This is a genomic window from Microbacterium sp., from assembly GCF_035554235.1.
In the GTDB taxonomy this organism is placed as follows: domain Bacteria; phylum Actinomycetota; class Actinomycetes; order Actinomycetales; family Microbacteriaceae; genus Microbacterium.
On the sequence record NZ_DATMIO010000270.1, the window covers coordinates 18,862 to 32,995 of the forward strand.

Below are 14,134 nucleotides of genomic sequence, written 5' to 3' on the forward strand. Positions count from 1 at the left end.
GCCGGGCGGTCGCTCAAAGCCACTTCGACGTCAGGTGCTCCGATGCGATGCGGCGGAGAGTGCCCGATGCGCTGCGCAGCACGACGCTCTCGGTGTAGAGGTAGTCGCCCTGGCGGGTCACCCCGGCGACGAGCTGTCCGTCGGTCACACCCGTTGCCACGAAGATCGTGTTCTTGCCCGTGACGAGCTCGTCGGCCTCATAGACGTGATCCATCTTGAGTCCGGCATCGATCCCCCGCTGGGTCTCGTCGTCGGTCTGCGGCCACATGATGCCCTGGATGTGACCCCCGAGCGCCTTGATCGCGCACGCCGTGACGATGCCCTCCGGACTGCCGCCGACGCCGACGCACATGTCGGTCTTCGCGTTGTGGCGCGCCGCGTTGATGCCGCCGGCGACGTCGCCGTCCGACATGAGTCGCGTGCCCGCACCCGCCTCGCGGATGTCGGCGATCAGCTTCTCGTGCCTCGGACGATTGAGCACCGAGACCACGATCTCGTCGATCGGCTTGCCGAGCGCCTTCGAGAGCAGGCGGATGTTCTCGCCGATCGGAAGGCGGATGTCGACCACGCCGACGCCGGCGGGGCCGGTCACGAGCTTGTCCATATAGAAGACGCTCGACGCGTCGAGCATCGTGCCCCGGTCGGAGACCGCGATGACCGACAGCGCGTTCTGGCGCCCGGCGGCGGTCAGCGATGTGCCGTCGATCGGGTCGACGGCGATGTCGCACGCGGGCCCACGCCCATTGCCGACGTGCTCCCCGTTGAAGAGCATCGGCGCGTGATCCTTCTCGCCCTCGCCGATGACGATGACGCCGTCGAAGTTGACGGTGCTGAGGAACGCGCGCATCGCGTCGACGGCCGCCCCGTCTGCGGCCTCCTTCGCGCCCCGTCCGACGAACGGAACGGCGCGGATCGCGGCTGCCTCCGTCGCCCGGACGAGCTCGAGTGCGAGGTTGCGGTCAGGGTGCAACGGGCTCATGTCTGCGGTAAGGCTCACCATGAGGTCAGCCTAGCCAGCGCGGGGTCACGTCCCCGGTCATTTCCGTGAACCGGCCGTGAAGGAAGCGCGGTTCTTAACCGGAGACCAGCAGATCACGCGCTCTCTCGCCCGGCGCCCCCGCCCCGGATGATGGGCCACCGCATCGCTAGACTCAGCAGTGCGCACGTCCCCGCACCGATACCATGCCCACGAGTACCGTGCCCAAGACCAAGGAGCCGTCATGCCCGTCGCCACCCCCGAGCAGTACGCCGAGATGCTGGACCGAGCGAAGGCCGGCGGCTTCGCCTACCCCGCGTTCAACGCGTCGAGCTCGCAGAGTGTGAACGCCATCCTCCAGGGCCTCACCGAGGCCGGATCCGACGGCATCATCCAGGTGACGACCGGAGGCGCCGACTACTTCGCCGGGCACACGGTCAAGGGCCGCGCCACCGGCGCTCTCGCATTCGCGAAGTTCGTCCACGAGGTCGCGAAGAGCTACCCGATCACCGTTGCGCTGCACACCGACCACTGCCCCAAGCCCGCGCTCGAGGACTTCGTCCTCCCCCTCATCGCCGAGTCGGAGAAGGTCGTCGCCGACGGCGGCAACCCGATCTTCCAGTCCCACATGTGGGACGGATCGGCCGTGCCGCTCGATGAGAACATCGAGATCGCCCAGCAGCTGCTCCCCCGGCTCAAGGCGATCAACGCCATCCTCGAGGTCGAGATCGGCGTCGTCGGCGGCGAGGAGGACGGCGTCAAGCACGAAGGCTCCAACGAGGCGCTCTACACGACCGTCGCCGATGTCAGCAAGGCCGTGGAGGGCCTCGGGCTCGGAGAGCAGGGCCGCTGGATCGCCGCGCTCACGTTCGGCAATGTGCACGGCGTCTACAAGCCCGGCAACGTCAAGCTCCGGCCCGAACTGCTCGGCGAGATCCAGGACGGGATCGCCTCGAAGTTCGCGACCGACGCGAAGCCCCTCGACCTCGTCTTCCACGGCGGCAGCGGCTCCACCGACGAGGAGATCGCGCTCGCGGTGCGCAACGGTGTCATCAAGATGAACATCGACACCGACACCCAGTACGCGTTCACCCGCGCGGTCGCCGGTTTCATGTTCACCAACTACGACGGCGTCCTGAAGGTCGACGGCGAGGTAGGGAGCAAGAAGGCCTACGACCCGCGCGCGTGGGGCAAGGTCGCGGAGTCCGCGATGGCCGCCCGCGTCGTGGAGGCCACCCGCCAGCTCGGTTCCGCCGCCCAGTCGCGAAGCTAGTCGGCACACCCGCCGGTGCCCTCCCGGCCGCGTGGCCGGCCACCGCGGCGATCAGCCGGCGGGCGTGAGGTACTGGATGATCGCGGGGTCGCCGAGCAGCGGGATCATGAGCAGGGCGGTGAGCGCGACGTAGCTGACGGCGGCGCCGGCGAGCGGCACCCAGAAGCTCAGCCGACCGCTGCGGAGCCTCCGCCACGTCAGCACGGCGGTCACGACCCAGCCGATCACGAAGGCCACGGCCGCGACCGTGCCCCACAGGCGACCCGAGGCGACGTTCGTGAACTCGCCCTCGATGCCGACCATGCCCATCCAGGTGTCCGCGAACGTCGAGAAATCCAGCAGGGTCGCGAGCGATGACACGACCGCGAAGAGACCGTAGCCGAGCAGGGCGATCGTGATGACGCGGTCGACGACGTTGCCGGGGGCGGCGGCGCGGGCCACGGGCGCCGCGGCTCCCGCCTTCGGATCGGCGGCGGACGACGCGGGTTCCTCGGTCACCGCCTGCCCCTGTTCCAGCGCCCAGGTGGCATCGGGCTGCTGGATGCGTGCCCGCTGCTCCTCGGGAGTGGCGTACTCGCCGTATTGCGGTCTCGGCCTCTCGATCGGATCGCTCACGCCTGCCGCCCGCCGAGCGCCCGCGCATCGCGGTTGCCCGCGGCATCCTGACGCAGTTCTTTGGGAAGCGAGAAGATCAGATCCTCCTCGGCCGTCTTGATCTCTTCGACGTCGCGGTAGCCCGCGCCGGCGAGCTCCTCGAGCACCTGGGCGACCAGCACCTCGGGCACGGACGCGCCGCTCGTGACACCGACCGTCTGAACGCCCTCGAACCACTCCTGCCGCATCTCGTCGGCGTAGTCGATGCGGTGCGCCGCCTTCGCGCCGTACTCGAGTGCCACCTCGACGAGCCGAACGCTGTTCGAGGAGTTCGAGGAGCCCACCACGATCACGAGGTCGGCGCCCTGCGCGACCTTCTTGATCGCGACCTGGCGGTTCTGGGTGGCGTAGCAGATGTCATCCGACGGCGGATCCTGGAGCTGCGGGAAGCGCACGCGCAGGCGGCGCACCGTATCCATCGTCTCGTCGACCGACAGGGTGGTCTGCGAGAGCCAGACGACTTTGGAGGGATCCCGCACCTCGATGGTGTCGGCCTCTTCGGGGGAATTGACGATCGTGACGTGGTCGGGCGCCTCGCCCGCCGTGCCCTCCACCTCTTCGTGCCCCTCATGGCCGATCAGGAGGATCTCGAAGTCGTCGCGGGCGAACCGCACGGCCTCCCGGTGCACCTTCGTCACGAGGGGGCACGTCGCATCGATGGCCTGCAGCCCGCGATCGGATGCCGCGGCGACGACGGCCGGCGATACACCGTGCGCGCTGAAGACGACGTGCGCACCCGGGGGCACCTCGTCGACCTCGTCGACGAAGACCGCCCCCGCCGCCTCGAGCTCGGTGACGACGTGGATGTTGTGCACGATCTGCTTGCGCACGTACACCGGGGCGCCGTAGCGCTCGAGCGCCTTCTCGACGGCGATCACGGCGCGGTCGACGCCGGCGCAGTAACCGCGGGGCGCCGCGAGCAGCACCCGCTTCTGTCCGGGGACGGGGATATCCTGGAGGCGTCCACGCCGCCGCGGAACACGGGGCACGGGCAAGCGGACGGCAGGAGTGGTCACGGGTCGATTCTACGTGGGGCCCCTGGGCGCGGGCCGAGTCCCCGCACCGGCTCCGACGCCATGCCGATGCCGACGCACCCAAGACCAGACGATGGGCAGACCAGACGACGTGAGGATGCGATGACGACCTTCCAGGCCGCCGCCTCCCCGGGCGCGCCGCCGCCCGATTCGGTGGCTCCGCGGGACTCCACCCCGGCGGCACCGACATCGGTGTCGCGCTTGAACGATTCGATCCGCGACTTCGTCTCGCGCTGGGGCGCCGTGTGGGTCGAGGGCGAGATCACCGGGTGGAACGTGCGGGGCAACGCCGTGTACGGACGCATCAAAGATCTCGCCTCCGACGCCACGATCGCCGTGCGGGTGTGGTCGAGCGCGCGCACGCGCATGCCGGCCGACCTGAAGGTCGGCGATCACGTCATCGCGTGCGTCAAGGCCGACTACTTCATCAAGACGGGCGACTTCAGCTTCCAGGTCTCGTCGCTGCGCCATGTCGGTCTGGGCGATCAGCTCGAGCGCCTCGAGCGCTTGCGCGTGCAGCTGCGCCAGGAGGGCCTCTTCGACCCCGCTCGCAAGAAGCCGCTCCCGTTCCTGCCCCGCACGATCGGCCTGATCACCGGCGAACGCTCGGATGCCGAGAAGGACGTTCACCGCAACGCCGAGCTCCGCTGGCCGCACGTGCGGTTCCGCACGGAGTACGCCGCCGTACAGGGCGATCGGTGCGTTCCCGAGACGCTTGCGGCGCTGAAGCGGCTGGATGCCGACCCCGAGGTCGACGTCATCGTCATCGCCCGGGGCGGCGGCGACCCGCAGACGCTCCTCGGGTTCAGCGACGAGCGCCTCGTGCGCGCGGTGGCCGCGGCATCCACCCCCGTCGTCAGCGCCATCGGCCACGAGAACGATCGGCCGCTGCTCGACGACGTCGCCGACCTCCGGGCCTCGACGCCCACGGATGCCGCGAAGCGCGTCGTGTCCGATGTCGCCGAGCAGCTCAATCTGGTGCGCCAGCTGCGTTCGCGCCTGACCACCCGGCTCGTGCATCGCGTCTCGAACGACATGGAGCGCTTGGAGCAGCTGCGCTCGCGGCCCGTGCTGCGCGCACCCGAGGGCATGCTGGTGGGGAGGTCGCAAGAGGTGTGGCTGGTGGTGTCGCGCGGTCGCGATCGCATCGACCGCCAGATCGAGGCCGGACGCCGCCGCACGACCGAGCTCCAGGCGTCGCTGCGGGCGCTGTCGCCCGCGGCGACCCTCGCCCGCGGCTACGCGATCGCGCATATCGCGGGCGGCGTCATCGTGCGCGACGCGGCTCAGGCGCCCGCCGGCACCTCGCTCGTCGTGACGCTCGACCGCGGTTCGCTGGCTGCCCGCTCCGAGGGCGAGCTTCCGGAGTCCGGCGACGACGCAGCCCCGATTTAGGATGGAAGACATGACCCAGACCGCTCCGCTCACCGGCGACGAGACGGCCGGCGGCCCCGCAGGGGCTACGGACGTCGCGAACATGTCGTTCGAGCAGGCGCGCGACGAGCTCGTGCGCGTCGTCGCGGAACTCGAGCAGGGCTCCCCCACGCTCGAGCACTCGCTCGCGCTCTGGGAACGTGGCGAAGCCCTGGCCGCCCGCTGCGAGGAGTGGCTCCGCGGTGCGAAGCAGCGTCTCGACGCGGCGCGGGCCACGCCCGACGAGGGGGCCACCACGTGATGGCGAGACGCGGGAACTCCACGCTTTCGCGCCAGTCCGACGACGAGATCGCCGCCGACAAGGCCGAGCGCTCACGCAACTACCGGGCGAGCCAGACGATGCGCAACCTCGTCGCGGCACTGCTCGCGACGCTCGTCGTGGTGGTGGTCATCGTGCTCGGGGTCCCCCGCGGCGAGCCCGCGCCCCGCCCGGCGATCGATGTGGCCGCGGTCGCACACGGCGTCGAGGACACATACGGCCGCGAGGTCATCGTGCCCGTCGTTCCCGAGTCGTGGCGCGTGAACGGCGCGCAGGTCGAGGCGGACGCGGTCGCGACCTGGGGGATCATCTACGTTCCCGACGAGAACAGCTTCCTGCGCGTCGCGCAGGGATTCGACGCCGACCGCACCTGGGCCGCGCAGCTGCTCAAGGGTGCCGCGCCCAACGGCACGATCACGCTCGACGGTCTCTCGTGGGACCGCTACGAGATCGCCGACCCGTCACGCAACGCGAACGTGTCGTACGCGCTCGGCATCCAGGCGGGCCCCGACCACATCGTGGTCTACGGTTCGGCCGATCCCGAGACGACGGCGCAGGTCGCCGGGAGCATCGCAGACCAGGTGCGCGCGCTTCAGGAGGCCGCCGAGTGACCGATAGACCCTCGCCCCGCAAGGTGTGGAAAGAGATGCTCCGGGGCAACGCCCGCTTCGTGGCGGGCGAGCCGCGGCATCCGCGCCAGGACATCGATCGCCGCAACGAGGTCGCGGAGGCGCAGACCCCACGCGCCGCCCTGTTCGGCTGTTCCGATTCCCGGCTGGCCGCCGAGATCATCTTCGACAAGGGCCTCGGCGACCTCTTCGTCGTGCGCAACGCGGGGCAAGTGATCTCCGACTCCGTCGTCGGCAGCCTCGAGTATGCGGTGGCCGTGCTGAAGGTATCGCTCATCGTCGTCTTGGGTCACGACGAGTGCGGCGCCGTTCGCGCCGCGATCTCGTCGCAGGGCCCCGATGCCACCCCGCTCCCCCCGCACATCCAGCGGCTGATCGAGCCGATCATCCCGGCGGTCCGGCGGGTGGTCGGCGCCGGCGCCGTCGACCCCGCGGCGGTCGACGCCGAGCGCGTGGGCCGGGAGCACCTGCGCGACACGGTCGCCGAGCTGCTGGAGAAGTCCGAGCTCATCGGCGAGGCGATCGCGGCGGGGCAGCTCGCGATCGTCGGCGCAAACTATCGACTGGCCCAGGGCACGGTCCTGGCCGACGTCATCGTCGGGCCGGCGACCGGCTCGGCCGACTGAGAACCTACCACCCCACACCCGAGGCAGAGGAACAACGACGTGACTGACACCGAGTACCGCATCGAGCACGACACCATGGGCGAGGTGCGGGTTCCGTCATCCGCCCTGTACGGGGCTCAGACGCAGCGCGCCGTCGAGAACTTCCCCATCTCGGGAGACAGCCTCGACCCCGCGCAGCTCGTGGCGCTGGCCCGCATCAAGAAGGCCGCCGCCCTCGCGAACAAGGAGCTGGGGACCCTGGACGGCTCGATCGCGGACGCGATCGCGGGGGCCGCCGACGAGGTCATCACCGGCGACCTGTTCGCGCACTTCCCGATCGACGTGTACCAGACCGGCAGCGGCACCTCGTCGAACATGAACATGAACGAAGTGCTGGCGACGCTCGCGACGCGGCGCCTCGGCGCGCCCGTGCACCCGAACGACCACGTCAACGCATCGCAGTCGTCGAACGACGTGTTTCCCACCTCGGTGCACATCGCGGTCACCCAAGAGCTGATCGACGATCTGATCCCCGCCCTCGACCACCTCGCCGTCGCCCTCGAGGGGAAGGCCGAGCTGTGGAAGGGGGCCGTCAAGTCCGGGCGCACCCACCTGATGGACGCCACACCCGTCACCCTCGGCCAGGAGTTCGGCGGCTACGCCCGCCAGATGCGCCTCGGCATCGAGCGTGTCCAATCGGTGCTGCCCCGCGTCGCCGAGGTTCCGCTCGGCGGCACGGCGGTCGGCACCGGCATCAACACCCCCCTCGGCTTTCCCCAGAAGGTCATCGAGCTGCTCGTGTCCGAGACGGAGCTGCCCATCACGGAGGCCAAGGATCACTTCGAGGCCCAGGCCAACCGCGACGGCCTCGTCGAGGCATCCGGCGCCCTCCGCACGATCGCGGTCTCGCTGACGAAGATCAACAACGATCTCCGCTGGATGGGGTCCGGCCCGAACACGGGCCTCGGCGAGCTGCGCATCCCCGACCTCCAGCCCGGGTCATCGATCATGCCCGGCAAGGTGAATCCGGTCGTTCCCGAGGCGACGCTCATGGTCTGCGCCCGCGTGATCGGCAACGACGCCACGATCGCGTGGGCGGGTGCATCGGGGGCCTTCGAGCTGAATGTCGCGATCCCGGTCATGGGCACGGCCCTGCTCGAATCGATCCGGCTGCTCGCCAACACCGTGCGGGTGCTGGCCGACAAGACGATCGTCGGGCTCGAGGCGAACCTCGAGCGTGCGGCGGCCTTCGCGGGTATGTCCCCATCGATCGTCACCCCCCTCAACAAGCTCATCGGCTACGAGGCCGCGGCCAAGATCGCCAAGCACTCGGTGGCGAAGGGGATCACGATCCGCGAGGCCGTCATCGACCTCGGATATGTCGACCGCGGCGACCTGACGCTCGATCAGCTCGACGAGAAGCTCGACCTCCTGTCGATGACGCACCCGGGTTGAGGCGGCAACAGCGTGATAATCGGCCCGCGGGTCGATAATCAGAAGATGAGCAGCACGTCGAGACCGATCTCGGCACGCACGCGGATCCTGGGGGCCATCCTCTCTGTGGCGTGCGTGGGGCTCGTCATCGCCGGCGGGATCACCTTCGTCGCGGAACGAGAGCGCGTGCTGAGCGATGTCGATGCCCGCCTGCGCACCCAGGTCTCGAGCCTGCTGACGGTCGCGGAGATCAGCTCGGTCGAGCCTCTGCCGGCGCCCGACTCGACGGATCCTCCCGCGACCGCGCGCGAAGAGCTGCGGGAGGGGGATTTCTCCACGGTCGACGAGTACCTGTACGCCGCCGTAGCCCGGCTCGTCCCTGGCCGCAACGAGGCCTCCGTGGCCATCATCGACGGCGTGCCGCGCTACCGCCCCGAGACGCTCTCCGGATTCGACATCTCCGACAACGAGGAACTCATCGATCGGGTGATCTCCGAGACCGAGGCGGAGAAGACCACCGTCATCGGAACGTCCGTCACGGACGACGGGGCCCTTCGGTACATCGCGATCCCGGTGACGATGGAGGGGGACGACAGCGTCGGCGTGTACCTCCGGGCGATCGACCTCGACTCGGAGCTCGAGACCGTCGACACATCCATCATCATCTTCTCGGTCGCCGCGCTGGCGACCCTTGCGGCAACGGGGATCGTGGGCTGGTTCGTCGTGGGCCGTCTCCTCTCCCCGATCCGTCGCCTGCAGGAGACCGCAGACTCCATCACCCTCACCGACCTGGGCGCGCGCATCCCCACCGGCGGCAACGACGACATCTCCGATGTCACGCGCACGGTCAACTCCATGCTCGACCGGTTGGAGGGCTCCGTCGATGTGCAGCGGCAGCTTCTCGATGACGTGCGACACGAGCTCAAGACCCCGATCACGATCGTGCGGGGACATCTCGAGATGATGGATCCGGCGGACTCGACTGATGTCGCGGTGACCCGCGATATCGGGATCGCCGAGCTCGACCGCATGACCCGCCTGGTCGATGACATCGACATGCTCGCAAACGTCGAAGGCGATCAGTACACGATGGTGACGATCGACCTGGCGGGCCTGACCGCGCGGGTCGGCGAGCTCGTAGCGGTCATTCCCGATCACACGTGGTCGCTGGAATCCTTCGGCCGGGGAACCGTCGAGGGCGACGACGATCGCCTCCTTCAGGCATGGCTCCAGCTCGCAGACAACGCGGCGAAATACTCGCCCCCTGGCACTCCCATCGAGCTGGGCAGCACGAGCGAGAATGGCGAAGTCCAGTTGTGGGTGCGCGACCACGGCCCGGGCATCCCCCCGGCCGCCCGGCATCGCATCTTCCGCCGGTTCGACCGCGCCCACGAGCGGCGCACGGTGGGCGGCTCCGGTCTCGGCCTGGCGATCGTGGATGCCATCGCCAAGGCTCACGACGGACACTGCACCGTCACGGACACTCCCGGCGGCGGCGTGATCTTCACCATCCACCTCCCCGTCCGTCAGGGATCTCCCGCCGAGCTCCCCGCGCCCGTGCGCGCGGGTGACGTCGTGATGCAACGGGAGGCCACCGGATGACGCGCATTCTGATCGCAGAGGACGAACCGAGGATCTCGGCGTTCGTCGCGCGGGGTCTCGAGTCCGCCGGGTACGCGACGACGGTCGTGGAGAGCGGCCAGGAGGCCCTCGAGCTGGCCCTCGCCGGCGACGTGGATCTCCTCCTGCTCGATGTGGGCCTGCCCGGTATGGACGGCTTCGAAGTGCTGGCGCAGCTGCGGGGACAGGGCTCACCCATTCCGATCATCATGCTCACGGCACGCACAGGAACCCGCGACACGGTGGCGGGCCTGGATGCCGGCGCCAACGACTACATCCCCAAGCCCTTCAAGTTCGACGAGCTGCTCGCGCGCGTGCGCTCGCGTCTGCGGGAGGGTTCCTCGCCGGCGGATTCGACGATCATCGTCCATGGCGACGTGAGCCTCAGCGTGCTGACGCGGCGGGCGACCGTCGACGGGCGCGGCGTGGACCTCTCGGCGCGCGAGTTCGCACTCGCCGAGCAGTTCCTCCGTCATCCCGGCCAGGTGCTGAGCAGGGAGCAGCTTCTCAGCCGTGTCTGGGGACTCGACTTCGACCCGGGTTCGAACGTCGTGGACGTGTACGTGCGGTATCTCCGTGGCAAGTTCGGGTCGGCACGGATCGAAACGGTGCGCGGAGCGGGATACCGCTGGCTCTGACGCCGGCAGCCGCTGCGTCGATCCCACACGAAAAGCCCCCGGCGCTGGGGGACGCCGGGGGCTGGAGCTGCACGGAGTTGGGGGACTCCGCCAGCTGTCAATCGCGTCTGTCCGGAAAGACGCGCGATTGCTCTCCCTCGAATCCGGACAGAGGGCTGGGGGAACCGTGTCCGGATGGGGAACCCGCGTTAGCGGGCGTCTGTGGGATGTCTCGGGAACGGACCCATCGATCGACCTTCCGATCCCACGTGCGGTCGACATCGACCTCACCCGGAATTCTCTGCTCGATCTCGTGGCGGACCTGCGAGGCCGCGGGGGAATCGATCTCGACCGGGGCGGGCGGGGGAACGACGACGGGCGCCTCGGAAGGCCGAGAGGCGCTATCGGAAGCCTCCGGCGCGGAAGGGGCCGGGGCTGAAACGGTGCCAGGTGCTTGCGCATCGGGTTCCACGAGCGACGGTCCTGATGCGACATCCGTCGCGGCGTTCGTGAACGAGTCGCCGGCATGTCCCGAGGACGGCACGACGACGGTGCTGCCCGCCGGAACGCCGACCGTGTCGCTGATCGCGACGGCGCGCGCCGCCCAGAGCACGCCAGCCATGGCGAGCACGGCGACGACCGTCACCGTGCTGCCCATCACCAGCGCTTCCCGGGCCAAAACGTCCTCTCCTGCTGCCGTCGCCCTGCCGGGGCCACAGCAAACACCATCTTCTTCCCACGATCCTGGGCCGACGCCATGAGATGACCGGGTGACCGCAATGAGACTGTTCTCATTGCCCTCTGACGTGCACGGAAGGAGGCCCCGGGCTGCGCCCGAGGCCTCCCCGTCGCGGGATCAGGCCAGTTCGCCGGCTTCGAGCAGTTCCGTCACGAGAGCGGCGATCGCCGAGCGCTCCGAACGCATCAGTGTGACGTGACCGAAGAGCGAGTGCCCCTTCAGCGTCTCGATGACCGAGGCGACCCCGTCGTGGCGCCCGACCCGCAGGTTGTCGCGCTGGCCCACGTCGTGGGTGAGGACGACGCGGGAGTTCTGCCCGATGCGGCTGAGCACGGTGAGCAGCACGTTGCGCTCGAGCGACTGCGCCTCGTCCACGATCACGAACGCGTCGTGCAGCGAGCGCCCGCGGATGTGCGTGAGCGGCAGCACCTCGAGCAGTCCCCGCGCGACGACCTCTTCGACGACGTTGCTGGAGACGACCGAGCCGAGCGTGTCGAAGATCGCCTGGCCCCACGGTCCCATCTTCTCGCCCTGGTCGCCGGGCAGGTAGCCGAGCTCCTGGCCGCCGACCGCGAAGAGCGGCCGGAACACGATGATCTTCCGCTGCTGCTGACGCTCGAGCACCGACTCGAGGCCCGCGCAGAGCGCCAGCGCCGACTTGCCCGTTCCGGCGCGCCCGCCGAGCGAGACGATGCCGACCTCGGGGTCGAGAAGCAGGTCGATCGCGATCCGCTGCTCGGCCGACCGGCCGTGCATGCCGAAGATCTCGCGGTCGCCCCGCACGAGGCGGTACTCCCCCGCGCTCGTGACGCGGCCGAGCGCCGACCCGCGCTCGGAGTGGATGATGAGACCCGTGTTGACCGGCAGCCCCCGCACATCATCGCTCGATGCGACATCGCTCTCGTAGAGGTCGCTGATGTCGTCGCCCGAGACCGCGATCGTCGCGATGCCGGTCCAGCCCGAATCGACCGCTTGCTCGGCGAGGTACTCCTCGGCGCTCAGCCCGAGCGATGCCGCCTTGACGCGCATCGGGAGGTCCTTCGAGACGATCGTGACGTCCTGGCCGTCCTGAGCGAGGTGCATCGCGACCGCGAGGATGCGGCTGTCGTTGTCTCCGAGCCGGATGCCCGAAGGGAGCACGCCGCTGTCGGTGTTGTTGAGCTCGACACGAAGCGTGCCGCCCTCCCCGACGGGGACGGCGAAATCCAGTCGGCCGTGCTCGATGCGCAGCTCGTCCAGGTGCCGCAGCGCCTGTCGGGCGAAGTAGCCGATCTCGGGGTCATGCCGCTTGCCCTCGAGTTCCGAGATCACCACCACGGGGATGACGACGGAGTGCTCGGCGAAGCGGAAGAACGCCCGCGGATCAGACAGCAGCACCGACGTGTCGAGCACATAGGTGCGGAGGTCCGTTGCGGACGCGTCCTGCCCCTGGGTGCTCTCGCGGCGGGTGGCCTGACGGCCTGGCTGCTCTGGTGCTCGTGTGGTCACAACCGACTCCCGACCCGGGACGAATCCCGGCAGTCTCGAGTCGACCAGGGCCACGAGTCGCGATCCATGAGGCCGACTCGACCGGGCGCCTTGCCCGATGAGATGAACGTACGTCCGCCACGCCGCACCCACACCCTCGACACGCCCGCGACCGGTTACTGGCGGGTAAATTCCCCGCGATCGGAGCCGCGTGTCACCAGACGCGGGACTGCGCGAACGCGGCCAGGGCGTCGCTGAACAGGCGCAGCGTCTCGGCCCCCGTGCCGACGTGCGGGGCGACCCTGATCAGTCCGGCTCGCGCGGTGACGGTGAGCCCCTGGTTCGCGAGCGCGGCGCCGAGGGGCGCGACGTCCTGGGGGCTCGGCGCGAGCGCGACAATGCCGGCCCGGCGCGCCGCGTCGCGAGGGGTGACCACGGGGATCTCGAAGCGATCCGCGCTCAGGATCACATCGCGCGCACGATCGGAGAGCTCGGACTCGATCATCGCGACGCCCGCGTCGCGGACCTCGCGAAGCGCGGTGGCCAGCCGAGCGGCGGCGAGGGTGTCGGGATTCGTCACGGTGAAAGCCGAGGCGGATGCCGATGGCCGCGGCACCTCGTCAAGGGGCAGCTCTTCGTCGGTTCCGGTGAAGCCCGACAGCACGGGAGCGATGCGCTCGAGCGCACGGTCGCCGAACCATGCGAAACCCGTGCCTCTGCCGGCGCGGAGCCATTTGTAGCCATTGGCGCACACGACGTCGGCCGCCGAGTACTCGGCCTCGATGACCCCGAAGCCCTGGATGGCGTCGACGATGAGCAGCCGATCGGGGCCGATGACCTCGCGCAGGGCGCCCAGGTCGGCGCGGTAGCCCGTGCGGAAGTCGACGAGGCTGACGACCACGGCCGTGACCTCGTCGTCGAGCGCTTCGCGCACGGCATCCGGCGTGACGGCACCGCCCTCTGGTGCGATCCAGCGCGGCGACAGGCGCCCGAGTGCCTCGGCGGCGCGCGTCAGGGAGACCGTGATGCTGGGGAATTCGGCCGAGGAGGCCAGAACGGCGCCCGACAGCCCATAGAGGGCCTGCATGAGCCCGTAGGTCGTCGACGGCTGGAGCGTCACCTGATCTTCCTGACCACCGACGAGTTCGGCCACGAGCGATCTCGCCTCTCTCGCGTGATCCGCCACGAGATCGATGCTCGACGAACGGCCCGAGCCCAGAAGCTCGGCATCCGCGTGCACCTCGCTGCGGACCCCGGGCGACAGCGGCCCGAACGCCGCCCAGTCCAGGTATCCGGGTTCCCCATCGAAAGAGGACTGGTACGCCTCCAAGGTGCTCACGCTGTCATTCTGGCACGGTGGCTCCTGCGCACGCGCCGATGGGCGGGCGCCGAC

General features: G+C 69.5%; 13 protein-coding genes. 8 read left to right on the forward strand and 5 right to left on the reverse strand.

Annotated features, from left to right (window positions below):
• Nucleotides 1-13 precede the first annotated feature (13 nt).
• The gene (gene glpX, locus VNT50_RS13650) at nt 14-1,000 is read right to left on the reverse strand and encodes a class II fructose-bisphosphatase (protein ID WP_325485656.1); all 987 of its coding nucleotides are present in this window, start codon (nt 998-1,000) and stop codon (nt 14-16) included.
• 220 nt (nt 1,001-1,220) lie between these two features.
• Between glpX and fbaA the strand changes: the two genes are divergently transcribed.
• Nucleotides 1,221-2,249 carry a class II fructose-bisphosphate aldolase gene (gene fbaA, locus VNT50_RS13655; RefSeq protein ID WP_325485657.1) on the forward strand — a complete coding sequence of 343 codons (1,029 nt, stop codon included), beginning with the start codon at nt 1,221-1,223 and terminating at the stop codon, nt 2,247-2,249.
• Between the two features lie 51 nt (nt 2,250-2,300).
• Here the strand turns inward: fbaA and VNT50_RS13660 are convergent, their stop codons facing one another.
• Together VNT50_RS13660 and VNT50_RS13665 are read right to left on the reverse strand one after the other, a co-directional pair.
• Nucleotides 2,301-2,864, reverse strand: a complete 564-nt coding sequence (locus VNT50_RS13660) for a DUF6264 family protein (protein ID WP_325485658.1) — start codon at nt 2,862-2,864, stop codon at nt 2,301-2,303.
• Nucleotides 2,861-3,892, reverse strand: coding sequence for a 4-hydroxy-3-methylbut-2-enyl diphosphate reductase (locus VNT50_RS13665; protein ID WP_414683973.1), 1,032 nt, complete (start codon nt 3,890-3,892; stop codon nt 2,861-2,863). The genes VNT50_RS13660 and VNT50_RS13665 overlap by 4 nt, the downstream gene beginning before the upstream one ends.
• Before the next feature lie 147 nt (nt 3,893-4,039).
• On the opposite strand from VNT50_RS13665, the gene xseA reads away from it, so the two are divergent.
• Genes xseA through VNT50_RS13700 form a run of 7 tightly spaced genes read left to right on the forward strand, consistent with a single transcriptional unit; the run spans nt 4,040 to nt 10,556 of the window.
• Nucleotides 4,040-5,332: an exodeoxyribonuclease VII large subunit gene (gene xseA / locus VNT50_RS13670; protein ID WP_325485660.1), complete on the forward strand. Its 1,293-nt coding sequence runs from the start codon at nt 4,040-4,042 to the stop codon at nt 5,330-5,332.
• A 10-nt stretch (nt 5,333-5,342) separates the two neighbouring features.
• Entirely contained in the window at nt 5,343-5,612 is a 270-nt protein-coding gene (locus VNT50_RS13675) for an exodeoxyribonuclease VII small subunit (RefSeq protein ID WP_325485661.1), read from the forward strand.
• Complete coding sequence (locus tag VNT50_RS13680) at nt 5,612-6,241, forward strand: DUF4245 family protein (protein ID WP_325485691.1); 630 nt, start codon at nt 5,612-5,614, stop codon at nt 6,239-6,241. The genes VNT50_RS13675 and VNT50_RS13680 overlap by 1 nt, the downstream gene beginning before the upstream one ends.
• Before the next feature lie 35 nt (nt 6,242-6,276).
• Nucleotides 6,277-6,885, forward strand: a complete 609-nt coding sequence (locus VNT50_RS13685) for a carbonic anhydrase (RefSeq protein ID WP_325485692.1) — start codon at nt 6,277-6,279, stop codon at nt 6,883-6,885.
• Between the two features lie 39 nt (nt 6,886-6,924).
• Complete coding sequence (locus VNT50_RS13690) at nt 6,925-8,319, forward strand: class II fumarate hydratase (RefSeq protein ID WP_325485662.1); 1,395 nt, start codon at nt 6,925-6,927, stop codon at nt 8,317-8,319.
• 45 nt (nt 8,320-8,364) lie between these two features.
• On the forward strand, nt 8,365-9,900 hold the full coding sequence (locus VNT50_RS13695) for a sensor histidine kinase (RefSeq protein WP_325485663.1): 1,536 nt from the start codon (nt 8,365-8,367) through the stop codon (nt 9,898-9,900).
• A complete protein-coding gene (locus tag VNT50_RS13700; RefSeq protein WP_325485664.1) occupies nt 9,897-10,556 on the forward strand; it encodes a response regulator transcription factor in 660 nt (219 codons plus the stop codon). Before VNT50_RS13695 ends, VNT50_RS13700 begins: the two co-directional genes overlap by 4 nt.
• Nucleotides 10,557-11,391: 835 nt before the next feature.
• Here VNT50_RS13700 and phoH2 read toward each other — a convergent pair.
• Nucleotides 11,392-12,762, reverse strand: coding sequence for an RNA 5'-3' helicase PhoH2 (phoH2, locus tag VNT50_RS13705; RefSeq protein WP_325485665.1), 1,371 nt, complete (start codon nt 12,760-12,762; stop codon nt 11,392-11,394).
• Between the two features lie 193 nt (nt 12,763-12,955).
• A complete protein-coding gene (locus VNT50_RS13710) occupies nt 12,956-14,080 on the reverse strand; it encodes an aminotransferase class V-fold PLP-dependent enzyme (RefSeq protein ID WP_325485666.1) in 1,125 nt (374 codons plus the stop codon).
• Nucleotides 14,081-14,134 lie beyond the last annotated feature (54 nt).

What these genes read in the sequence shown, in the direction of transcription:
- fbaA (WP_325485657.1), top strand. Translation starts at nt 1,221, where the DNA reads ATGCCCGTCGCCACCCCCGAGCAGTACGCCGAGATGCTGGACCGAGCG.
- VNT50_RS13675 (WP_325485661.1), top strand. Translation starts at nt 5,343, where the DNA reads ATGACCCAGACCGCTCCGCTCACCGGCGACGAGACGGCCGGCGGCCCC.
- VNT50_RS13680 (WP_325485691.1), top strand. Translation starts at nt 5,612, where the DNA reads ATGGCGAGACGCGGGAACTCCACGCTTTCGCGCCAGTCCGACGACGAG.
- VNT50_RS13695 (WP_325485663.1), top strand. Translation starts at nt 8,365, where the DNA reads ATGAGCAGCACGTCGAGACCGATCTCGGCACGCACGCGGATCCTGGGG.
- VNT50_RS13685 (WP_325485692.1), top strand. Translation starts at nt 6,277, where the DNA reads ATGCTCCGGGGCAACGCCCGCTTCGTGGCGGGCGAGCCGCGGCATCCG.
- glpX (WP_325485656.1), bottom strand. Translation starts at nt 1,000, where the DNA reads ATGGTGAGCCTTACCGCAGACATGAGCCCGTTGCACCCTGACCGCAAC.
- xseA (WP_325485660.1), top strand. Translation starts at nt 4,040, where the DNA reads ATGACGACCTTCCAGGCCGCCGCCTCCCCGGGCGCGCCGCCGCCCGAT.
- VNT50_RS13700 (WP_325485664.1), top strand. Translation starts at nt 9,897, where the DNA reads ATGACGCGCATTCTGATCGCAGAGGACGAACCGAGGATCTCGGCGTTC.